The 21,204-nt window shown below is 58.5% G+C and carries 21 protein-coding genes; 11 read left to right on the forward strand and 10 right to left on the reverse strand.

Annotated features, from left to right (window positions below; genetic code table 11):
• The 5 genes from cysE to VZP09_RS19840 form a co-directional block, all read right to left on the reverse strand.
• Positions 1–820 (reverse strand): serine O-acetyltransferase (gene cysE, locus VZP09_RS19820; RefSeq protein WP_002922426.1); only part of this gene is annotated, 820 nt, incomplete at its 3' end.
• Positions 821–893: 73 nt separating this feature from the next.
• Positions 894–1,913, reverse strand: coding sequence for an NAD(P)H-dependent glycerol-3-phosphate dehydrogenase (gpsA, locus tag VZP09_RS19825; protein ID WP_328795362.1), 1,020 nt, complete (start codon positions 1,911–1,913; stop codon positions 894–896).
• Positions 1,913–2,380, reverse strand: a complete 468-nt coding sequence (gene secB / locus VZP09_RS19830) for a protein-export chaperone SecB (protein ID WP_002922428.1) — start codon at positions 2,378–2,380, stop codon at positions 1,913–1,915. Before secB ends, gpsA begins: the two co-directional genes overlap by 1 nt.
• Positions 2,381–2,440: 60 nt before the next feature.
• Positions 2,441–2,692 (reverse strand): glutaredoxin 3, encoded by a 252-nt coding sequence (gene grxC / locus VZP09_RS19835; RefSeq protein WP_002922429.1) that lies wholly within the window; start codon positions 2,690–2,692, stop codon positions 2,441–2,443.
• A gap of 104 nt (positions 2,693–2,796) precedes the next feature.
• Complete coding sequence (locus VZP09_RS19840; protein WP_002922436.1) at positions 2,797–3,228, reverse strand: rhodanese-like domain-containing protein; 432 nt, start codon at positions 3,226–3,228, stop codon at positions 2,797–2,799.
• Positions 3,229–3,473: 245 nt separating this feature from the next.
• Here VZP09_RS19840 and gpmM point away from each other — a divergent pair, with 245 nt between their 5' ends.
• From gpmM to VZP09_RS19855, 3 genes are all read left to right on the forward strand, one after another.
• The gene (gene gpmM / locus VZP09_RS19845) at positions 3,474–5,018 is read left to right on the forward strand and encodes a 2,3-bisphosphoglycerate-independent phosphoglycerate mutase (RefSeq protein ID WP_023283067.1); all 1,545 of its coding nucleotides are present in this window, start codon (positions 3,474–3,476) and stop codon (positions 5,016–5,018) included.
• Between the two features lie 9 nt (positions 5,019–5,027).
• The gene (gene envC, locus VZP09_RS19850) at positions 5,028–6,299 is read left to right on the forward strand and encodes a murein hydrolase activator EnvC (RefSeq protein ID WP_328795363.1); all 1,272 of its coding nucleotides are present in this window, start codon (positions 5,028–5,030) and stop codon (positions 6,297–6,299) included.
• A 3-nt stretch (positions 6,300–6,302) separates the two neighbouring features.
• Positions 6,303–7,250: a divergent polysaccharide deacetylase family protein gene (locus tag VZP09_RS19855; RefSeq protein WP_218784658.1), complete on the forward strand. Its 948-nt coding sequence runs from the start codon at positions 6,303–6,305 to the stop codon at positions 7,248–7,250.
• A gap of 5 nt (positions 7,251–7,255) precedes the next feature.
• Here the strand turns inward: VZP09_RS19855 and VZP09_RS19860 are convergent, their stop codons facing one another.
• From VZP09_RS19860 to kbl, 3 genes are all read right to left on the reverse strand, one after another.
• On the reverse strand, positions 7,256–8,044 hold the full coding sequence (locus VZP09_RS19860; protein ID WP_004186125.1) for a glycosyltransferase family 2 protein: 789 nt from the start codon (positions 8,042–8,044) through the stop codon (positions 7,256–7,258).
• A 168-nt stretch (positions 8,045–8,212) separates the two neighbouring features.
• A complete protein-coding gene (gene tdh / locus VZP09_RS19865; protein WP_002922461.1) occupies positions 8,213–9,238 on the reverse strand; it encodes an L-threonine 3-dehydrogenase in 1,026 nt (341 codons plus the stop codon).
• 12 nt (positions 9,239–9,250) lie between these two features.
• The gene (gene kbl / locus VZP09_RS19870; RefSeq protein ID WP_046042184.1) at positions 9,251–10,444 is read right to left on the reverse strand and encodes a glycine C-acetyltransferase; all 1,194 of its coding nucleotides are present in this window, start codon (positions 10,442–10,444) and stop codon (positions 9,251–9,253) included.
• A gap of 213 nt (positions 10,445–10,657) precedes the next feature.
• On the opposite strand from kbl, the gene rfaD reads away from it, so the two are divergent.
• From rfaD to VZP09_RS19895, 5 genes are read left to right on the forward strand one after another with little or no spacing between them, the layout of a single operon-like run.
• The gene (rfaD, locus tag VZP09_RS19875) at positions 10,658–11,590 is read left to right on the forward strand and encodes an ADP-glyceromanno-heptose 6-epimerase (protein WP_004210780.1); all 933 of its coding nucleotides are present in this window, start codon (positions 10,658–10,660) and stop codon (positions 11,588–11,590) included.
• A gap of 9 nt (positions 11,591–11,599) precedes the next feature.
• Positions 11,600–12,658: an ADP-heptose--LPS heptosyltransferase RfaF gene (rfaF, locus tag VZP09_RS19880; protein WP_004196077.1), complete on the forward strand. Its 1,059-nt coding sequence runs from the start codon at positions 11,600–11,602 to the stop codon at positions 12,656–12,658.
• 3 nt (positions 12,659–12,661) lie between these two features.
• Positions 12,662–13,633, forward strand: a complete 972-nt coding sequence (gene rfaC, locus VZP09_RS19885) for a lipopolysaccharide heptosyltransferase RfaC (protein WP_328795365.1) — start codon at positions 12,662–12,664, stop codon at positions 13,631–13,633.
• Entirely contained in the window at positions 13,633–14,541 is a 909-nt protein-coding gene (locus VZP09_RS19890) for a sugar glycosyltransferase (RefSeq protein ID WP_004181525.1), read from the forward strand. Before rfaC ends, VZP09_RS19890 begins: the two co-directional genes overlap by 1 nt.
• A complete protein-coding gene (locus VZP09_RS19895) occupies positions 14,519–15,688 on the forward strand; it encodes an O-antigen ligase family protein (RefSeq protein WP_004164973.1) in 1,170 nt (389 codons plus the stop codon). Before VZP09_RS19890 ends, VZP09_RS19895 begins: the two co-directional genes overlap by 23 nt.
• A gap of 43 nt (positions 15,689–15,731) precedes the next feature.
• Here VZP09_RS19895 and VZP09_RS19900 read toward each other — a convergent pair whose 3' ends face one another.
• Entirely contained in the window at positions 15,732–16,811 is a 1,080-nt protein-coding gene (locus tag VZP09_RS19900) for a glycosyltransferase family 9 protein (RefSeq protein ID WP_002922472.1), read from the reverse strand.
• An 18-nt stretch (positions 16,812–16,829) separates the two neighbouring features.
• On the reverse strand, positions 16,830–17,792 hold the full coding sequence (locus tag VZP09_RS19905) for a polysaccharide deacetylase family protein (protein WP_004186133.1): 963 nt from the start codon (positions 17,790–17,792) through the stop codon (positions 16,830–16,832).
• A 111-nt stretch (positions 17,793–17,903) separates the two neighbouring features.
• Between VZP09_RS19905 and rfaQ the strand changes: the two genes are divergently transcribed.
• From rfaQ to VZP09_RS19920, 3 genes are read left to right on the forward strand one after another with little or no spacing between them, the layout of a single operon-like run.
• On the forward strand, positions 17,904–18,980 hold the full coding sequence (gene rfaQ / locus VZP09_RS19910) for a putative lipopolysaccharide heptosyltransferase III (protein WP_032415808.1): 1,077 nt from the start codon (positions 17,904–17,906) through the stop codon (positions 18,978–18,980).
• Positions 18,977–20,104 carry a glycosyltransferase family 4 protein gene (locus VZP09_RS19915; protein ID WP_032415809.1) on the forward strand — a complete coding sequence of 376 codons (1,128 nt, stop codon included), beginning with the start codon at positions 18,977–18,979 and terminating at the stop codon, positions 20,102–20,104. Before rfaQ ends, VZP09_RS19915 begins: the two co-directional genes overlap by 4 nt.
• 2 nt (positions 20,105–20,106) lie before the next feature.
• Positions 20,107–21,201: a glycosyltransferase gene (locus VZP09_RS19920; protein ID WP_004145262.1), complete on the forward strand. Its 1,095-nt coding sequence runs from the start codon at positions 20,107–20,109 to the stop codon at positions 21,199–21,201.
• Positions 21,202–21,204 lie beyond the last annotated feature (3 nt).

A 21,204-nucleotide genomic window follows, 5' to 3' on the forward strand; every position in this document is an offset into this window, starting at 1 on the left:
AAATCCCGTCGCCGTACTCGAAGGTGTGGTGGATGCCGTTGAAATGCTGATCCATATCCATCGCCGGCTTGTCGCTCTCCGGCTTGCCGACGATACGCGCCGGTACGCCCGCCGCGGTGGTGTGCGGCGGCACCGGCTGCAGCACCACTGAGCCTGCGCCGATTTTTGCCCCACGCCCGACTTCAATATTGCCGAGGATCTTCGCCCCGGCGCCAATCATTACGCCTTCGCGAATTTTCGGATGACGGTCGCCGCTGGTTTTACCGGTCCCGCCGAGGGTGACCGACTGCAGAATAGAGACGTCATCTTCAATCACCGCCGTTTCGCCGACCACAATGCCGGTGGCATGGTCGAGCATGATCCCGCGGCCGATTTTCGCCGCCGGGTGGATATCCACCTGGAAAGAGACGGAGACCTGATTTTGCAGGAAAATCGCCAGCGCGCGTCGCCCCTGAGTCCACAGCCAGTGGCCGATACGATAGGCCTGCAGGGCATGGAAACCCTTCAGATAGAGCAACGGCGTGGAGTATTTATCCACCGCCGGGTCGCGCGTGCGCACCGCCTGAATATCGCAGGCGGCGGAGGCGATCATTTCCGGATCGGCGGCGTAGGCCTCTTCCACCACTTCGCGAATGGCGATCGCCGGCATAATCGGGGAAGCCAGCTTGTTGGCCAGCATATAGCTCAGCGCGCTGCCGAGATTTTCATGCTTGAGTAGCGTTGCGTGGTAAAAACTGGCGAGCATCGGCTCACAGTCAGCCAAAGCCCGGGCTTCGGCTTTAATATTATTCCAGACGATATCCAGTTCTTCACACGGCATTGCATACTCCAGGCGATATAGTAATGACCTGCCAGTTCTGCGCTGGCAGGGTCATTCAGGTGACAAAGGAAAGCTAATTGCTGCTGCGCTCGTCCTTGCGGGCGCGACCCAATAAGGTCAATGCTGCCTCGCGCGCAATTTTTCCGCAATACAATACCTGATAAATTTCCTCGGTTATTGGCATTTCGACACCTAAACGCTGTGCCAGAACGCGAACTTCCTTGGTATTGCGGTAGCCTTCAACCACCTGGCCAATCTTGTCCTGGGCGCTCTGCACGTCCATACCCTGGCCGAGCATCATGCCGAAGCGACGGNTACGGGACTGGTTGTCGGTGCAGGTGAGCACCAGGTCACCGAGGCCGGCCATGCCCATAAAGGTTTCCGGATCGGCGCCCAGCGCCGCGCCGAGGCGGGACATTTCCACCAGCCCACGGGTAATCAGCGCCGTACGCGCATTGGCGCCGAAGCCGATGCCGTCCGACATACCTGCCCCGATGGCAATGACGTTTTTCACCGCGCCGCCGAGCTGCACGCCGATAAAGTCCGGGTTGATGTAGACGCGGAAGCTTTTGCCGCAGTGCAGTAGGCGCTGAAGGTCTTCCGCAAACTGCGGATCCGTGGCCGCCAGCGAAATCGCCGTCGGCAGGCCGGCGGCCAGCTCTTTGGCGAAGGTTGGCCCCGAGATCACCGCCAGCGGAATATCATCGCCCAGCGCTTCACGCGCCACGTCCTGCAGCAGACGGCCGGTTTCGGCCTCCAGGCCTTTGGTGGCCCACACCAGCCGCGCGTCGGAACGCATCAGCGGTTTAATCTGGCGTAACACCTGACCGAATACATGGCTCGGCACCACGACAAGGATGTCGCGGCTGGCGGCCAGCGCGGTGGCCAGGTCGCTCTCAAGATGCAGCGTATCCGGGAAAGGCACATCGGGAAGGAACGCGGCGTTGCAGCGATCGTGTTGCAGCGTCGCGATATGTTTCGGGTCATGGCCCCACAGCACAACGTGGTGGCCATTTCTTGCCAGGGTGATGGCAAGAGCGGTGCCGTAAGAGCCGGCACCGATCACAGTCATTGCAGCATTAAGTGCGTTCATCAGGCATCCTGATGTTGTTCAGCACCTTCGCCAGCCTGCTGCTGCAGATAGTTCATGAACAGCGCGTCGAAGTTCACTGGCGCAAGGTTAAGTTGCGGGAAGGTACCGCGGGAAACCAGGCTGGTGATGCACTCGCGCGCGTACGGGAACAGAATGTTCGGGCAGTATGCGCCGAGGCAGTGCGCCATCTGGGTGCCTTCGATGCCGTCGATGGAGAAAATACCGCCCTGCTGTACTTCACAGAGGAACGCGGTTTCTTCGCCCAGCGCAGCGGTCACGGTCACACGCAGCACCACTTCATAAACGCCTTCAGCCAGCTGGGTGGAGGCGGTATCCAGATCAAGTTTAACTTCCGGCTGCCAGTCTTTCTGGAAAACTTGCGGCGCGTTCGGCGCTTCAAAAGAGATATCTTTGGTATAGATACGCTGGATCTGGAAGGTCATTTCGGTGCTGTTTTGTTCTGACATAGTAAAACCCTTTCGTGTTGTCCTTAAATACGCGCTTCCGCCAGGGAAAGCGCGCAAAAATTAGCGCAAGAGGGGATCAAGTCCACCACGTGAATCAAGCGCATACAAGTCGTCACAGCCGCCAATGTGCTGCGCATCAATAAAAATCTGCGGAACCGTCGTCCGTCCGCTGCGCTGGATCATCTCCTCACGCTTCGCGGCATCGCCATCGATCGGCAACTCATGGAACGTTACGCCTTTGCTGTTCAGCAGCGCTTTCGCGCGGATGCAGAACGGGCAGGTCGCTTTGGTGTAGATCTCAATATTGGCCATGACTTCACTCCTGTTGTTACCCTGAGGGTTTTACGCCGCAGCCTGTGTTCCCTTCACGTCAGGCGTGAAGGAGAAAACGCGGCGGCATCACCACGCGAGGTAAGTTATTTGCCGCGTACCAGAGGGAGGTTTTCGCCGCTCCAGCCAGCAATGCCCTCTTTCAGTACAAAGACTTTTTCAAACCCGGCTTTGTTCAGCGCGCTGGCGGGCTCTTGCGCCTGCATGCCGGAACCGTCTACCACAATAATGGGTTGCGATTTGTGTTTTTCCAACTCGCCGACGTTATTGGCTTTGATATCGCTGGGCAGCAGGTTAATAGCGCCGGCAATATGGCCTTTACGGAAATCGTCACGCTGACGCAGGTCGACCACCACCGCATCTTCTTTATTGATAAGACGCGTCGCTTCACCACGGGTGATGACTTTAACTTTCGACATCAGCCCCTTGAAGGTGGTGAACACTACCGCACCCAGCAGCGCGATCCACGCGATGCTCAGGACCGGGTGACGGCCGATGAATTGCATAATTTCTTGCATGGGGGGTTACAACTCCCGACTAAGTGAGAAAAAAACCAGGAAAGGAGTATACCTGTGCCTTGCGGCAATTACAGCCAGTGAGCGCGATGTAATGTATTTTCTGCGGGCGGTGGCGAAAAAAAGCCGCTCTCGCTGACCCGGCGCGGCCCGGCCGCTCCCTTTCTTTGATCTTTCACGGGGATTTAAACGATTCAGCTGTAGTAAAATTACGCAAAATTTCTGTCTTTGAGCATGAGGTTGTCGCAATGTCGGTTTCTAAAAAACCTATGGTACTGGTGATTCTGGATGGCTACGGCTATCGCGAAGACCAACAGGATAACGCCATTTATAGCGCTAAAACGCCGGTAATGGACGCGCTGTGGGCCAAACGTCCACATACCCTGATCGATGCATCCGGCCTCGAAGTCGGCCTGCCGGACCGTCAGATGGGGAACTCCGAAGTAGGCCACGTCAACCTGGGCGCCGGTCGTATCGTCTATCAGGACCTGACCCGTCTCGATGTGGAAATTAAAGAACGCACCTTCTTCGCCAACCCGGTACTGACCGCCGCGGTCGATAAAGCGGTTGCCGCCGGCAAAGCAGTACATATCATGGGCCTGATGTCGCCAGGCGGCGTCCACAGCCACGAAGATCACATCATGGCGATGGTGGAGCTGGCGGCAGAGCGCGGCGCTGAGAAGATCTACCTGCACGCCTTCCTCGACGGCCGTGATACGCCGCCGCGCAGTGCGGAAAAAACGCTGGCGACATTCGAAGCCAAATTTGCCGCGCTGGGCAAAGGTCGCATCGCGTCGCTCATCGGCCGCTATTACGCCATGGACCGCGACAACCGCTGGGATCGCGTGGAACAAGCTTATGATCTGCTGACCCTGGCCAAAGGCGAATTCCAGGCCGATACCGCCGTCGCAGGTCTGCAGGCCGCCTACGCCCGTGACGAAAACGACGAATTCGTGAAAGCGACCGTTATCCGCGCCGCCGGCCAGGCCGATGCCGCGATGGAAGACGGCGACGCGCTGATCTTCATGAACTTCCGTGCCGACCGCGCGCGTGAAATCACCCGCGCCTTCGTCAGCGCCGACTTCGACGGCTTTGCGCGTAAGAAAGTGGTTAATCTCGATTTCGTGATGCTCACCGAATACGCCGCCGACATCAAAGTCGCCTGCGCCTACCCGCCCGCCTCGCTGGCCAATACCTTCGGCGAGTGGATGGCGAAGCACGATAAAACCCAGCTGCGCATCTCCGAAACTGAAAAATACGCTCACGTCACCTTCTTCTTCAACGGCGGCGTAGAAGAGCCGTTTAAAGGCGAAGAGCGGATCCTGATTAACTCGCCGAAAGTGGCGACCTACGATCTGCAGCCGGAAATGAGCTCCGCCGAGCTGACCGAGAAACTGGTCGCCGCCATCAAAGGCGGAAAATACGACACCATCATCTGTAACTACCCTAACGGCGATATGGTTGGCCATACCGGGGTGATGGAAGCAGCCGTAAAAGCGGTTGAAGCGCTGGATCGCTGCATCGACCAGGTGGCTCAGGCGGTGGAATCCGTTGGCGGCCAACTGCTGATCACCGCCGACCACGGCAACGCCGAGCAGATGCGCGACCCGGCCACCGGCCAGGCGCACACCGCCCATACCAATCTGCCGGTTCCGCTGATCTACGTCGGTAATAAAGCGGTCAAAGCGGTCAACGGCGGCAAACTTTCCGACATCGCCCCGACCATGCTGTCGCTGATGGGAATGGAAATCCCGCAAGAGATGACTGGCAAGCCGCTGTTCATCGTGGAATAATCCTTCCCCATGAGGGGAAAGGCGATGTATTCAACTACATGGATCGCAGCGGCAGTTCGATCCGTCCTTTACGCCAGCGCGCTCAGCGCTGGCGTATTGCTGTGCGCGTCATCTGCGCATGCCGACGATCGCGATCAGCTAAAGTCCATCCAGGCCGACATCGCCGCCAGGCAGCGGGCGATTAAGCAACAGCAGCAGCAGCGCGCAAGCCTGCTCGCCCAGCTCAAAGCGCAGGAAGAGGCGATCGCCGCCGCGGCCCGCAAACTGCGCGAAACCCAGGATAGCCTGAACCAGCTCAATAAGCAGATTGACGAGATGAACGCCGCTCTCGCGAAGCTGGAGCGCCAGCGCGCGTCTCAGGAGCGGAACCTCGCCGCGCAGCTCGATGCCGCTTTCCGCCAGGGGCCGCATACCGGCATCCAGATGGTGCTCAGCGGTGAAGAGGGCCAGCGCAATCAGCGGATGCAGGTCTATTTCAGCTATTTCAACCAGGCCCGCCAGGAGACTATCGCGGAACTGAAGAAAACGCGCGAAGAGATGGCGGTGCAAAAGTCGATGCTCGAAGAGAAGCAGAGCCAGCAGCAGACGCTGGTCTACGAGCAAAAAGCTCAGCAGGCGAAGCTGGAGCAGGCGCGTAACGAACGGAAAAAGACCCTTTCCGGACTGGAATCCTCCATTCAGCAAGGTCAGCAACAGTTAAGTGAATTGCGGGCTAACGAATCGCGCCTACGCGGTCGTATCGCCCAGGCGGAGGCTGCCGCCAAAGCCCGAGCCGATCGGGAAGCACGCGATGNGCAGGCGGTGCGCGACCGCCAGCAGGAAGCATCGCGCAAAGGCACCACCTATAAACCAACGGAAAGCGAGCGTTCGCTGATGTCACGCACCGGCGGACTGGGCTCGCCGCGCGGTCAGGCGTTCTGGCCGGTTCGCGGTCCGCTCCTTCATCGATATGGCGAACAGCTGCAAGGTGAACTACGTTGGAAAGGGATGGTTATCGCCGCGTCTGAAGGCACCGAAGTCAGAGCCATTGCCGATGGTCGGGTCATTCTGGCCGACTGGCTGCAGGGCTATGGTCTGGTGGTGGTGGTCGAGCATGGCAAAGGCGACATGAGCCTGTATGGCTATAACCAAAGCGCGCTGGTCAGCGTAGGTACGCAGGTGCGTGCCGGTCAGCCTATCGCGCTCGTAGGCAGCAGCGGCGGTCAGGGCCGTCCGTCGCTCTATTTCGAAATTCGCCGCCAGGGTCAGGCGGTCAATCCACAGCCGTGGTTGGGAAGATAAGTTTTGCTTCAATTTCGCGCAATTGCTCTTGCCGTAGCCGGTTCGCTGGCTCTGGCGGCGCCAGCGTTCGCTGGCAAACTCTCCATCGTTATTGACGATTTTGGCTACCGCCCGCAGACCGAAAATCAGGTGCTGGCGCTGCCGGCAACTATCTCCGTCGCCGTGCTGCCGAACGCGCCGCACGCCCGGGAAATGGCCACGAAAGCGCATAATCTGGGCCATGAAGTGCTCATCCACCTGCCGATGGCGCCGCTCAGCAAACAGCCGCTGGAAAAAGACACCCTGCGTCCCGAAATGAGCAGCGAGGAGATCGAGCGCATCATTCGCGAAGCTTACGGCAAAGTCCCCTACGCCGTCGGGCTGAATAACCATATGGGCAGCGCGATGACCTCCAACCTGTTTGGCATGCAGAAGGTGATGCAGGCCCTGGAGCGCTACAATCTCTATTTTCTCGACAGCGTGACCATCGGCAATACCCAGGCCATGCGCGCCGCGCAGGGCACCGGGGTGAAGGTGATTAAGCGCAAGGTGTTTCTTGACGATACGCAGAATGAAGCCGATATCCGCACCCAGTTCAACCGCGCCATCGCCCTGGCGCGGCGTAACGGTTCGGCGATAGCCATTGGCCATCCGCATCCGACGACGGTGCGGGTGCTGCAGCAGATGGTCTATAATCTGCCGCCGGATATCACGCTGGTGCGCCCGAGCAGCCTGCTCAACGAGCCGCAGGTCGACAATTCGACGCCAAACTACGCTCAGCCGCCCGCGCAACAAACGCAGCAGAAGCCGCGTAATCCGTTCCACGGCGTGAAGTATTGCAAGCCGAAGCGCCCGCTGGAGCCTGTGAACGCCAGCCGCTTCTTCACTATCCTCAGCGATAGCATCAGCCAGAGCGCGCTGGTCCAGTACTATCGCCTCAAATGGCAGGGCTGGGACAATCCCGGCAACTAGACCACTCAGGGGTCCGTTCGCTTTTGCGCGACGGGCGCCTGGTTATCTTCGTGGGCGTACCACGCCTTAAAATATTTCAGAAAGCTGTAAAACGTCGCGTACAGGCCGGTCACCACGCCGACCTTGCCATAGCGCCACGCCCCGCTAAACAGATACCACTTAAAGAAAGCGCCAATGGCGCTGACGATCCCCCGCGTCAGCGAAGGTTTGATCTGCTGGTACTTCACCAGCCGGGTGGTATAGCTGTTCAGCTTATTAAACACTTCATGCAGCGAATAAAAGGTATCGTGGCGAACGAAGCCCGGCAGCCTGACGGAGCTCGCGTGTCCGACCACCTGGTCATCCACCGGCCGATCGTTAAACCGCGCCTGCTGGCGGTTAAAGAGGCGCACCGGATAATCCGGTGAGGAAATGGGGTAGATAGTCCGTACCTGTTTGCCTAGCACAAACCAGTAGCGCGGCAGACGCCAGGCGCAGGTCGGCTCAGGCTCCTCCCCCGCTTTTAGCGCCTGAATGGCCGCCACCACGTCATTATCAAGAATTTCGTCGCTGTCCATGCACAGCACCCAGTCATGGCTGGCCAGTCCGATGGCATAGTTCATCTGCGCGCCGTGGGCTTTATAGGCATGGTGATGGACGGTGAGACCAAACTGCTGGCAAATAGCGACGGTTTCGTCGGTACTGCCGGAGTCGACGACGATACATTCATCGGCCACCTTCAGCAGAGGCGGCAGCACCTCCATCAGCAGGCGCGCAGAGTTACAGGTCAGTAAGCATACGGAGAGTTTAAGCATGATAGTTACAAAGTTAAACTGCGACTAAACACACTGTATAAGCGAATAACCGTAAAATCGATGTAGAAATTGTGCGCTTAATATTAAGCAGGCTAAAAATGTTATCCAAATCTAAATTAAGGCGCCCGCAGGCGCCTTTTTTGCTGATTTTTACGCCAGCATGGGGGGTTAGTCCCAGCTCAAAACCACTTTACCGGACTGGCCGGAGCGCATCGCGTCAAAACCTTTCTGGAAGTCATCAATGCCGAAGCGGTGGGTGATGATCGGTGAGAGATCCAGACCAGACTGGATCAGCGCCGCCATCTTGTACCAGGTTTCGAACATTTCGCGACCATAGATACCTTTGATAAACAGCCCTTTGAAGATGACCTTGGTCCAGTCGATGGACATATCCGACGGCGGGATACCCAGCATCGCGATACGGCCGCCGTGGTTCATGGTATCCAGCATGCTGCGAAACGCCGGCGGCGCGCCGGACATCTCCAGACCCACATCGAAACCTTCGGTCATCCCCAGCTCGGCCATCACGTCATTAAGGTTCTCTTTGGCCACGTTCACCGCGCGGGTAACGCCCATTTTGCGCGCCAGCTCAAGACGGTACTCGTTGACGTCGGTGATCACCACGTTACGCGCGCCGACGTGTTTCGCTACCGCCGCCGCCATCACGCCGATCGGACCGGCGCCGGAAACCAGCACGTCTTCCCCGACCAGATCGAAGGAGAGCGCGGTGTGCACCGCGTTGCCGAACGGGTCGAAGATAGACGCCAGGTCATCAGAGATATTGTCGGGGATTTTAAAGGCGTTAAAGGCCGGGATCACCAGATACTCAGCAAAGCAGCCCGGGCGGTTGACGCCCACGCCGATGGTGTTGCGGCACAGATGGGTGCGGCCCGCGCGGCAGTTACGGCAGTGGCCGCAGGTGATATGCCCTTCGCCGGAGACGCGGTCGCCAATCTTAAAGCCGCGCACTTCCTGACCAATCCCCACCACTTCGCCGACATATTCGTGACCGACCACCATCGGCACCGGAATGGTCTTCTGCGACCACTCATCCCAGTTGTAGATGTGCACGTCGGTCCCGCAAATGGCGGTCTTGCGGATTTTAATCAGCAGATCGTTATGGCCGACTTCCGGTTCCGGTACGTCGGTCATCCAGATGCCTTCTTCCGCTTTCAGTTTGGATAACGCTTTCATCTCATACCCTTATTAGGCGATGACGCCCAGTTGTTTGCCGATGCGGGTAAAGGCTTCCACCGCACGCTCAATTTGTTCAGGGGTATGCGCCGCCGACATCTGGGTGCGAATACGCGCCTGGCCTTTCGGTACCACCGGATAGAAAAAGCCGGTGACATAGATCCCTTCTTTCTGCAGCTCGCGGGCAAAGTTCTGCGCCACCACCGCCTCGCCCAGCATCACCGGAATGATGGCGTGGTCGGCGCCGGCCAGCGTGAAGCCTGCCGCGGTCATTTTTTCGCGGAACAGACGCGCGTTAGCCCACAGGCGATCGCGCAGGTCTGCCCCCTCTTCAACCATCTCCAGCACTTTGATGGAGGCGGCCACGATGGCCGGCGCCAGAGAGTTGGAGAACAGATACGGACGGGAGCGCTGGCGCAGCCACTCAACCACCTCTTTGCGCGCGGCGGTGTAGCCGCCGGAGGCGCCGCCCAGCGCTTTACCCAGCGTGCCGGTGATGATGTCGACGCGCCCCATCACATCGCAGTATTCGTGGGAGCCGCGGCCGTTTTCGCCGACGAAGCCGACGGCGTGGGAGTCATCGACCATCACCAGCGCATCGTATTTATCCGCCAGGTCGCAAACGCCTTGCAGGTTGGCGATCACGCCATCCATCGAGAACACGCCGTCGGTGGCGATCAGCACGTGACGCGCGCCGGCCTCGCGAGCTTCTTTCAGACGCGCCTCCAGCTCTTGCATATCGTTGTTGGCATAGCGGAAGCGATTCGCTTTACACAGACGCACGCCGTCGATGATCGAGGCATGGTTCAGGGCGTCGGAGATAATGGCGTCTTCCGGGCCGAGCAGCGTTTCAAACAGGCCGCCGTTGGCGTCGAAGCAGGAGGAGTAGAGGATCGCATCTTCCATACCGAGGAAATCGGCCAGCTTCTTCTCCAGCTGCTTATGCGTATCCTGGGTGCCGCAGATGAAGCGTACCGAGGCCATCCCGAAACCGTGGCTGTCCATGCCGGATTTCGCCGCGGCAATCAGTTCCGGGTGGTTCGCCAGACCCAGATAGTTATTGGCGCAGAAGTTAATCACGTGGCTGTCGCCGACGGTAATGTCCGCCTGCTGCGCCGAGGTGATGATGCGCTCTTCTTTGAACAACCCTTCGGCCCGAGCGGTCTCCAGATTGCTAGTTAACTGTTTGTAGAAATCACCACGCATTGCAACTCTCCAGATTCGGCAAAATTTGGCACATATTACCCAAAGCTATACGCTGATACGAGATGATGCAGGCCTGAATGAATTATTTGCAGCATAAATCACGTCAGCCCAGCACCTTATTCTGCGAATGGCTGTAGGCTTGCTCATGTGGTGATATGATAAGAGCATTCATGTCCGGATTGTCTCCGGGCTCCCAACTTCAAAGGTACAGTTATGATCATCGTTACCGGCGGCGCAGGCTTTATCGGCAGCAACATCGTTAAAGCGCTGAATGACAAAGGCATCACCGACATTCTGGTTGTCGACAATCTGAAAGACGGCACCAAGTTTGTAAACCTGGTTGACCTGAACATCGCTGACTACATGGATAAAGAAGACTTTCTGATCCAGATTATGGCGGGTGAAGAGTTCGGTGAAATCGAAGCAATCTTCCACGAAGGCGCGTGCTCTTCCACTACCGAGTGGGATGGCAAGTACATGATGGACAACAACTATCAGTACTCCAAAGAGCTGCTGCACTACTGCCTGGAGCGCGAAATCCCGTTCCTGTACGCCTCCTCCGCGGCCACCTATGGCGGACGCACCAGCGACTTCATCGAGTCCCGCGAGTACGAACAGCCGCTGAACGTTTACGGCTACTCCAAATTCCTGTTCGACGAATACGTCCGCCAGATCCTGCCGGAAGCCAATTCGCAGATCGTCGGCTTCCGCTACTTTAACGTCTACGGGCCGCGCGAAGGCCACAAAGGCAGCATGGCGAGCGTCGCTTTCCACCTCAATACCCAGCTGAATAATGGCGAAAGCCCGAAACTGTTCGAAGGCAGCGACGGCTTCAAGCGCGACTTCGTCTACGTGGGCGACGTGGCTGACGTCAACCTGTGGTTCTGGGAAAACGGCGTTTCCGGCATCTTCAACCTCGGCACCGGCCGTGCGGAATCCTTCCAGGCGGTTGCCGATGCGACCCTGGCGTACCACAAAAAAGGCAGCATCGAGTACATCCCGTTCCCGGAAAAACTGAAAGGCCGCTACCAGGCGTTCACACAGGCGGATCTGACTAACCTGCGCAAAGCGGGCTATGACAAACCGTTCAAAACCGTTGCCGAAGGCGTAACGGAATATATGGCCTGGCTAAACCGCGACGCGTAAGAAACAAGCATGAAAATATTGGTGGTAGGCCCGTCTTGGGTGGGCGACATGATGATGTCGCAAAGTCTTTATCGTACGCTCAGGGCGCGCTATCCCCAGGCGATTATCGACGTGATGGCTCCAGCCTGGTGCCGTCCGTTGCTTTCGCGCATGCCGGAAGTGAACGAAGCGATCCCGATGCCGCTGGGTCACGGCGCGCTGGCTATCGGCGAACGCCGTAAGCTCGGCCACAGCCTGCGCGAACGTCGCTACGATCGCGCTTACGTGCTGCCGAACTCGTTTAAATCGGCATTAGTCCCTTTCTTTGCCAATATCCCGCTGCGCACCGGCTGGCGCGGCGAGATGCGCTACGGACTGCTCAACGACGCCCGGGTGCTGGACAAAGACGCCTGGCCGCTGATGGTGGAACGCTACGTGGCGCTGGCCTACGACAACGGCGTGATGCGCTGCGCCAAAGATCTGCCGCAGCCGCTGCTGTGGCCGCAGCTGCAGGTCAACGAAGGGGAAAAGTCGCAGGCCTGCAGCGCTTTTAACCTGTCCTACGATCGGCCGATCGTCGGCTTCTGCCCCGGCGCGGAGTTCGGCCCGGCCAAACGCTGGCCGCACTATCACTATGCTGCGCTGGCGAAAAAGCTTATCGACGATGGCTATCAGATTGCGCTTTTCGGCTCGGCGAAAGATAACGAGGCCGGCAAAGAGATCATCGCCGCCCTCAGCAGCGAGCAGCAGGCCTGGTGCCGTAATCTGGCGGGTGAAACCCAGCTGGAGCAGGCGGTCATTCTGATCGCCGCCTGTAAAGCTGTAGTGACTAACGATTCGGGGCTGATGCACGTCGCCGCGGCGCTGGACCGCCCGCTGGTGGCGCTGTATGGCCCGAGCAGTCCGGACTTTACCCCGCCGCTGTCGCATAAAGCGCGGGTTATCCGTCTGATTACCGGCTACCACAAGGTGCGCAAAGGCGATGCCGCCGAAGGCTATCATCAGAGCCTGATCGACATCACCCCAGAACGCGTCCTGCAAGAGCTAAACGAACTGTTAGCGGAAAAAACCGAGCACGAGGAAGCGTAACGGATGCGGGTATTGATCGTTAAAACCTCCTCCATGGGCGACGTGCTGCACACGCTGCCCGCGCTAACCGATGCCGCGCAGGCTATCCCCGGCATCCGCTTCGACTGGGTGGTTGAAGAGGGTTTCGCGCAGATCCCCTCCTGGCATGAAAGCGTCGAGCGGGTGATCCCGGTGGCGATCCGCCGCTGGCGCAAAGCCTGGTTCTCCGCGCCGATCAAAGCCGAGCGTCAAGCCTTTCGCGAGGCCGTTCAGGCGGTAAAGTATGACGCCATCATCGACGCCCAGGGGCTGGTGAAAAGCGCCGCGCTGGTTACTCGCCTGGCGCACGGCGTCAAGCACGGTATTGACTGGCAAACGGCCCGCGAGCCGCTGGCGAGCCTGTTTTACAACCGCCGCCACCATATCGCGAAACAGCAGCACGCGGTGGAGCGTACCCGTGAGCTGTTCGCCAAAAGCCTTGGCTACGCGAAACCCCAGACCCAGGGGGATTACGCCATTGCGCGCCATTTCCTGCAGCACGAGGCTAGCGCTGCCGCGCCCTATCTGGTGTTTCTGCACGCCACCACCCGCGACGATAAGCACTGGCCGGAAACCCGCTGGCAGGAGCTTCTCGATCTGCTGGCCGACAGCGGCGTCCACATTAAGCTGCCGTGGGGGGCCCCGCACGAAGAGGCGCGGGCGAAGCGGCTGGCGGAAGGCCGGGAGTATGTTGAAGTGCTGCCGCGCATGAGCCTTGAGCAGGTGGCGCAGGTTCTGGCCGGCGCCCGGGCCGTCGTCTCGGTCGATACCGGGCTGAGCCATCTGACCGCCGCGCTGGATAAACCGAACTTTACGCTCTACGGCCCGACCGACCCGGGGCTGATTGGCGGATACGGTAAAAACCAGCATATCGTGCGGCCGGAAAACAGCGCCAGCACCGGCGATATTGCGGCCAGCCGGATTCATCTTCTCCTGCAAAATCAGGGGCTGCTCTGATGGGATCCCTGTTTAAGCAGATCTACCGCTATACGCGCCCTCGCGCGTATCGCCACAATGAAAATCTGTGGCCTTTTACCCGTATTGCGCGTGCGCCAAGCGGCGAAATCAGCGCGTTACGCTATAAAGGGAAAACGGTGCCGCTGGTCAGCCTGAGCGCGCTGAAAAACAGTATGCAGGGCGAAGTCCTGCTGACCGCCACCGGCCCCTCAACCCGCAATATCGATTTTTCCCTGTTGTCGAAAACGATCCCGGTGATGGGCGTCAATGGCGCCTGGCATCTTGCCGACCGGCTGCACTTTTCGCTCTATACCATCGTCGACATGGAATTTTTCGATAAGAAGCCGGACATTATCCGCGCCATTGTCAGCCAGCCGGATATTTTGCTGTTCACCACCATGCACGGGATCGCCAAAATCGTCGATCGCTATGGGGACGCGCTGCGCTGCCGTTTGGCGTTGATTGAGGACGGTTGCTATAAGATTTACCAGCCGAAAGTCGCCAGCGAAGCGATAAAGCGCACTTACCAGCAGAATGCGGCGATGTGCTTTCATCCTCAGCGCCCGGATATCTGTTTTAGCACCGATATTCGCCAGGGCATCTTTGATGCCGGCACGGTGGTCTACTGGGCGCTGCAAATTCTCGCCTGGCTGGGCTTCAATACTATCCTGGTGAGCGGCCTGGATATGACCAACTTTAACCAGCCGCGATTCTACGAAACACAACAAGAAAAATTGCCTTCTTACCTGGCAACAAAAGTGGATACCCTCGTCATGCCCTCCTTTGCGCATGCCGCGCAGGTACTGCAGCAACGCCAGATTCGGGTGATTAATTTTTCCCCAGAAAGCGCTGTGCCGGATACTATCTTCGAAAAGGTTGCGTTTAATGAGTACTTTAAAAGTGAGTAACTTCGCCAGACAGGGTTACTCGATTGTCTTTCCTTTGTTTTTATTTTTCAGCGCGATTTTTTGCATGTCCACCCGGACCAATAATCTGCTGCATTTATCGATCCTGCTGCTATTGCTGTCGCTGGTACGCCAGGAAAACCGCCAGGCGCTGGCCGGGGTGTTACGCGAGCAGTGGCAGACCTGGACGCTGCTGGCGGCTTTCTTTATCTATTACGCCCTCAGTAATGTGTGGGGCCATACGCCGCAGCATATTGACTCGCCGATCACCCACGGCGTGTATCTGACCGGGTATCTGTTGCTGATGACGATGCTGCTCAGGGACGGACGAACCCGCCGACTGGCGATGCTGGCGGTGGTCGGCGGGATCACCGTGCTCTCCCTGTGGACGCTGATTATCGACCATACGCTGGTTCTCACCGAACGAGCGGTCTCCCCCGAGAACCCCGGACCAACGAACGTTATCGACCTTGCCGGTTACTGCGGCATCGGCATTTTAATTTGCGGCATGCTACTGAAAGAAAAAGCCAGCCACTGGCTCTATCTGCCGGTGGTCATCATGCTGGTGATGCTGCTGCTCACCCAAAGCCGCGGGCCGATCATCGCCCTGGTGCTGGCGGTCGGCTGTACGCTGCACCTGCACGTCTTCACCCGCCGCAACCTGCTGATCGCCGCGGCGCTGGCCGTGCTGGTAGCGCTGCTTTTGGTCATGACGCCGGTGGGCGACATGCTGCTCGCCCGTTTCGAGGAGCTGGGCACCCAAAGCGGGCTGCGCCTGAGCATCTGGCACCATACGCTGTCGGAGATGGCCAGCCAGCCGTGGCTGGGACGCGGTTTCAGCTATGAACTGGATTTCATCAACTACAGCGGCGAGCACATCACCACCACCCACAGTGTGTATATGGGCGCCCTGCTGAAAGGCGGCATCGTGGGGTTACTGCTGCTGTTGGCGATCATTGCCTGCGGGCTATGGCAGGCGTGGCGCAAGCGCCATACCGACAGCCGCTACAGTCTGGCGATCCTGTTTTACGCGCTGGTGTTTATGGCCTCGCAGGGGATGTTTATCATCAGCAATCCCCGGGAAACCTGGGTGCTGTTCTGGCTGCCGCTGGGCATTGCGCTCAGCAAAGGGTTGGCGGAAAAACGCTAACAAAAAGGGCCGTCAGCGGCCCTTTTTATATTAACTTTTTAAATTAACTGCGGGCGGCGACCAGCCGGTCGGCCTGCTCTTTAATCACGGGCCACACCGACTCAATCGCCACATCGGCGACATTCGCTTCTTCACAGACTATCTGCTTCGCCTTGTCATAGCCCGGCGCCCAGATGTGATAGCCGGGCAGCCCGGTATTCTTGAGTTTGCGTTTGTTATAGACCGCCACCATCGGCTTATCGAAAGCCCGGGCAATATGCACGATAGAGGTGTCCGGCGTAATGACTAAATCACAGCTGCGGATCACTTCTACGGCGGAGTTGATGGTGCTGTCGGCGATGTACAGCGCCATATCCAGCCCCAGCTGGCGGATTTTTTCACTGCGCCCCACCATCACGATACAGACCCGGTAAGGCAGAGCATGTAGCCGCTCGACCAGGGTCGCCACCTGGTGACGACAGAAGTCTTTATCCTCGGAGGCGGTAAAAGGGTTAATGGCGATACGCAGTTCGACCTCTCCGGCCTGAGAAAGCAAGCGGGCCACTTTCTCCCGCTCATGGCGGCAGCCGGGGAGATGATAGTGATACGGGCGGTCGTCAACGATGCCAAACAGCTTCACCACCTGCTTATAGCGCAGGGAAATATGGCTGTTGCCGTCAAAAAAAGCGATTGAGTGATCGTAAAGTTTATAGGGCTCTTTATTAAAACCAATCACGCTGGTCGCCCGTAAATCGGCGAGTAATTTAAAGCGTTCATAGCTGGTCACGTCATCAAAATCGATAACCGCATCAAAACCCGCCGCCCGCAACGTATTTAAGGACATGCGGGGCCGATATAAATATACTTGCTGAATGAATTCTGAGCCTGCTAATATTTCGCTGCATATTGGTCCGGTTAACACCGAAACCTGATATCCCCGTTCGGCCAGTATTCTGGCGCAACCTGTCGTGACCACCATATCACCGACTTTATCATCCAGACGCAATAGCAGTACGCGGCGCACAGCCGCTGGGTCGAACGCTTTACGCGCCGGCTTATTTCTGTATCGATAGTTAATTAAATTAAATTTAATGCCGCGGAAAAAGGCATTCTTTTTCCGCGTTAATTGTTTAAGGATACGCATACGGTACCTTGAGCTGTGTTAGCGCTGTGTAATTTTCCGCTGGTAATATTCTGCCAACGTCATGCCCTTCACCTGCGGCGCCAGCCAGCTAAAAAAGGCTTCGAGGTCAGCGTATAAACGCTCAATATCCCGTTCATTCTTGAACGTGGGGCTGCCGCCGGGCATATACTCTGAAGAGTGGAGCATATATTCCACGTAGTCATTGCCCTGCGTCAACGTTTGTTCGACGACTTTTTTCATCGTCTCCACATTGCCGCCCATCGGTCGCAGCCAGTGTACGGAGGGGGATCGCACTTTGCCGCGCAGGCGGTCGTAGCCCTGCTTCACGCTGTTCATCCACGCTGAGTGCTTGTACTGGATGCTCATCGGCACTTCCAGCAGCGGCGAGTGACCCTCGCGGCTGATGTCATTTTCATCGAGGAAATAGGCATGCTGCGGAAAGCGGCGATAATCGGTCCCGCCATCGCCCTGCGGCGCCCCCTTGGCGGTCTTCCAGTTCACCCGCGGGGTCACCGAGCAATCCACCTGATACCCGTACTCCACCAGCAGACGCGCATAGCGCTCGTCAAAGGCCCAGCGCCCGGCGCGATGGCTAACCATTTTGGTCTGGAAGGTATCCTCCAGCAGACGCGTCATATAGTCGACCTTCTCACGCATCATAGCGTCGCTGTATTCAATAAGATAAGGCTTATGGCGCCAGTCATCTGCGGTCAGCGGCTCGGTCGGCGGGCTGTTCCACGCATGCAGATGCATGCCGACTTCCGCGGTGCCGCGGGCAATCACGTCTCTGGCGAATTCGATATAAAAGGGGTCGATGGCCATTTCATAGTTGGTCAAATAGACCGGTTTAAAGCCATACTTTTCGCAAAGCTGCTGAAAACGCGGAAGATAACGCGCATTCTCGGTGGTGATGCTGTCATGTTTTTGCCAGAGGTTATCGCCCTCTGTATCAATCGTGATGAGAAATGCGGGATTGTGCACGAAAACGTCCTCAGGCCATACGTATCGGGTCATGGTAGAGCAATACAACGCTTCTCTCAATCTGTCTGATCCCCTAGAATCGGAACCCTTATCCTGGATGAAGAACAGAGTATGACGCCTGAAACCCTCTCCCGCGGCCCGTTGAACCCGGCGCGGATCCTGGTCATTAAGCTGCGCCATCATGGCGACATGCTGCTGATCACGCCGCTTATTCACGCGCTGAAACAGCAGTACCCCGCCGCCAGCGTGGATGTCCTGTTGTATGAAGAGACCCGGGATATGCTCGCAGCCAACCCCGATATCCACCATATTTATGGTCTCGATCGCCGCTGGAAAAAGCAGGGAAAAAGGTATCAGCTGAAGATGCAATGGCAGCTCATTCAGACGCTGCGCCAGCAGCGGTACGATATGGTGCTTAACCTGGCCGACCAGTGGCCGAGCGCGGTTATCAGCAAACTGACCGGCGCCGCGACGCGGATTGGTTTTGATTTTCCGAAGCGCCGCCACCCGGTCTGGCGCTATTGCCACACCGCGCTGGCCTCCACCCAACAGCACAACCAGCTGCATACGGTACAGCAGAATCTCTCTATTCTCGCTCCGCTCGGTCTCCAGTTGAACGATGCGCCGACGCGGATGGGCTACAGCGAAGCAGACTGGGCCGCCAGCCGCGCCCTGCTGCCGGAGGACTTCCGGGAACACTACATCGTCATCCAGCCGACGTCGCGCTGGTTCTTTAAATGCTGGCGCGAAGATCGGATGAGCGCCCTGATCAACGCGCTGTCCGCCGAAGGATACGCGGTGGTGCTCACCTCCGGCCCCGATGCAAGAGAGAAGAAGATGGTGGATACCATCATCGCCGGCTGCCCGCAGGCGCGACTACACTCTTTAGCCGGCCAGTTAACGCTGCGCCAGCTGGCGGCGGTGATCGATCATGCCCGGTTGTTTATCGGCGTCGACTCGGTGCCGATGCATATGGCTGCAGCCCTTGGCACTCCGCTGGTCGCCCTGTTCGGTCCCTCGAAGCTGACCTTCTGGCGTCCGTGGCAGGCGAAAGGCGAGGTGATCTGGGCCGGCGACTTCGGTCCGCTGCCCGATCCGGACGCTATCAACACCAACACCGACGAACGTTATCTTGATTTAATTCCTACCGACGCCGTGATCGCGGCGGCGAAAAAGGTACTGGCATGAGTAAATTCAGGCTGGCTCTGGTGCGGCAGAAGTACCGCCCGGACGGCGGCGCAGAACGGTTTGTCTCCCGCGCGCTGGAAGCCCTCGACAGCAGTCATCTGCAACTGAACGTCATCACCCGCGAATGGCAGGGGCCGGTGAAACCGGACTGGCAGATCCATATCTGTAACCCACGTAAATGGGGGCGCATCAGCCGCGAGCGCGGCTTTGCCAACGCCGCGCGCGCGCTCTGGCAGCGCGAGTCCTTCGACCTGGTGCAGAGCCATGAACGTATTCCCGGCTGCGATCTCTACCGCGCTGGCGATGGCGTTCATCGCCGCTGGCTGCAGCAGCGCTCGCGCATTTTACCGGCCTGGAAAAGCCGCCTGCTGTTCGCCGACCGTTACCACCGCTACGTCATGCAGGCGGAACGCGAGATGTATGAAGACTCACTCCTGCGCGGGGTGATCTGCAACGCCGAGATGATCAAGCGCGAGATTATCGAAGACTTTGGCCTGCCGGCGGAGAAGATCCACGTTATTTACAACGCCATTGACAACCAGCGCTTCCTGCCGCCGGACGAAGACACCTTTGCCGCCTTACGCGCCAAATGGCAGCTACCGCTGCAGGCGACCTGCCTGATCTACGTCGGCTCCGGCTTTGAGCGCAAGGGACTGGCGGCGGCAATCCGCGCCATCGCCCCCACCGATCGCTATCTGCTGGTGGTTGGCAAAGATAAGGATCAGCCGCGCTATCAGGCGCTGGCGAAGAGTCTCGGCTGCGAAGCGCGGGTGCGCTTCTTCGGCATGCAGTCGGAGACGCTGCCCTTCTATCAGATGGCCGATGGTCTGCTGCTGCCCACCCTCTACGATCCGTTCCCCAACGTCATTCTCGAAGCGATGGCCTGCGGTCTGCCGGTGATCACCACCACCGGCTGCGGCGGGGCGGAGTTTATCGTTGACGGCCACAATGGTTACGTCTGCGACGCTCTGGATATCCCGGCGCTACAGCAGGCGGTAATGGCCCTGCCCGCGCGCGCGCTGAGCTCCGCGGAAGGCGGTCACGCCCGCGAGCGCATTATGGCCTGCACCAGCGAGCGACTCTCAACCCAGCTGCTTTCTCTTTATCAGGATCTGGTGAATTAACGATGCGCATCTTATTTGTGATTGACGGTTTACCCGGCGGCGGCGCGGAAAAAGTGGTCCTGACCCTGGCGGCACAGTTCCTGCGCGACGGCGATCGGGTGTCGCTCATTTCGCTGCGCGATGTCTGCGAGTACCCATTGCCCGAGGGGCTCGACTACCAGGTAGTTGCCGATCGCTGCCGTAAACCGTGGCGCAAGCTGACCGAGCTGTCCCGCCGCGCCCGCCAGCTGGATGCCGCAGTCGTGCGGGCCGAACAGCAGGGGCAATTTGACCTTGTGCTCTCCAACCTGCACAAAACCGACCGCATCGTCGCCCGCAGCCGGGCGCTGCGCGAGCGTAACGTCTGGTTCTGTCTGCACGGCGTATTCTCTGCCTCCTATCTCGGGCACCGCACCGGCTTTGACCGCTGGATGAAGCAGCAGAAAATTAAGCGAATTTATCAGGGTCGCAACGTGGTGACGGTTTCCGACGCGGTGGGGCGAGATCTGGTGGAAGAGTTTGCCCTGCGCCCGGCACAGCTGAAAACCATCTACAATCCCTTCGATATCACTGCCCTGCGCGCCGAGGCGGAAGCCGATAGCGAGCGCCCGGACGGTGACTACCTGATTCACGTCGGTCGCTTCCATCCGGGCAAACGCCATGACCGCCTGCTTGAAGCCTATGCGCAGAGCGGCATCGACGCACCGCTGGTGCTGCTAGGCCAGGGAAAACCGGAGCAAGAGCAGCGCCTGCGCCAGCTGGCAAAAACGCTGCACATTGACGATCGGGTGTGGTTCAAAGGCTTTCAGAAAAACCCCTTACCGTGGATCAAAGGCGCACGGATGCTGGTTTTGAGCTCCGATAGCGAAGGATTCGGCAATGTGGTGGTGGAGGCGCTGCTGTTACATACTCCTGTCGCCAGCACCCGCTGCCCCGGCGGCGTCACCGAGATCCTCACCGGCGAACTTGCCCGCGGTCTGGCGGATCTCACCAGTCCGGCGCTGGCTCAGACGATGCAAAGCATTTACCATAACCCGCCGGCCATCGACGATGCCGCGCTGGAAAAATTCAGCGTCGTATCCATTTGTCAGCAGTACCGTCAGCTGCAGCGCACCTGACGC

The sequence above is a fragment of the Klebsiella sp. EMBS2024 genome (assembly GCF_036233805.1).
Taxonomy (GTDB): Bacteria; Pseudomonadota; Gammaproteobacteria; order Enterobacterales; family Enterobacteriaceae; genus Klebsiella; species Klebsiella pneumoniae.

What these genes read in the sequence shown, in the direction of transcription:
- secB (WP_002922428.1), bottom strand. Translation starts at nt 2,380, where the DNA reads ATGTCAGAACAAAACAGCACCGAAATGACCTTCCAGATCCAGCGTATC.
- grxC (WP_002922429.1), bottom strand. Translation starts at nt 2,692, where the DNA reads ATGGCCAATATTGAGATCTACACCAAAGCGACCTGCCCGTTCTGCATC.
- VZP09_RS19840 (WP_002922436.1), bottom strand. Translation starts at nt 3,228, where the DNA reads ATGCAAGAAATTATGCAATTCATCGGCCGTCACCCGGTCCTGAGCATC.
- gpmM (WP_023283067.1), top strand. Translation starts at nt 3,474, where the DNA reads ATGTCGGTTTCTAAAAAACCTATGGTACTGGTGATTCTGGATGGCTAC.
- VZP09_RS19860 (WP_004186125.1), bottom strand. Translation starts at nt 8,044, where the DNA reads ATGCTTAAACTCTCCGTATGCTTACTGACCTGTAACTCTGCGCGCCTG.
- tdh (WP_002922461.1), bottom strand. Translation starts at nt 9,238, where the DNA reads ATGAAAGCGTTATCCAAACTGAAAGCGGAAGAAGGCATCTGGATGACC.
- kbl (WP_046042184.1), bottom strand. Translation starts at nt 10,444, where the DNA reads ATGCGTGGTGATTTCTACAAACAGTTAACTAGCAATCTGGAGACCGCT.
- rfaD (WP_004210780.1), top strand. Translation starts at nt 10,658, where the DNA reads ATGATCATCGTTACCGGCGGCGCAGGCTTTATCGGCAGCAACATCGTT.
- rfaF (WP_004196077.1), top strand. Translation starts at nt 11,600, where the DNA reads ATGAAAATATTGGTGGTAGGCCCGTCTTGGGTGGGCGACATGATGATG.
- rfaC (WP_328795365.1), top strand. Translation starts at nt 12,662, where the DNA reads ATGCGGGTATTGATCGTTAAAACCTCCTCCATGGGCGACGTGCTGCAC.
- VZP09_RS19890 (WP_004181525.1), top strand. Translation starts at nt 13,633, where the DNA reads ATGGGATCCCTGTTTAAGCAGATCTACCGCTATACGCGCCCTCGCGCG.
- VZP09_RS19895 (WP_004164973.1), top strand. Translation starts at nt 14,519, where the DNA reads ATGAGTACTTTAAAAGTGAGTAACTTCGCCAGACAGGGTTACTCGATT.
- VZP09_RS19900 (WP_002922472.1), bottom strand. Translation starts at nt 16,811, where the DNA reads ATGCGTATCCTTAAACAATTAACGCGGAAAAAGAATGCCTTTTTCCGC.
- rfaQ (WP_032415808.1), top strand. Translation starts at nt 17,904, where the DNA reads ATGACGCCTGAAACCCTCTCCCGCGGCCCGTTGAACCCGGCGCGGATC.
- VZP09_RS19915 (WP_032415809.1), top strand. Translation starts at nt 18,977, where the DNA reads ATGAGTAAATTCAGGCTGGCTCTGGTGCGGCAGAAGTACCGCCCGGAC.
- VZP09_RS19920 (WP_004145262.1), top strand. Translation starts at nt 20,107, where the DNA reads ATGCGCATCTTATTTGTGATTGACGGTTTACCCGGCGGCGGCGCGGAA.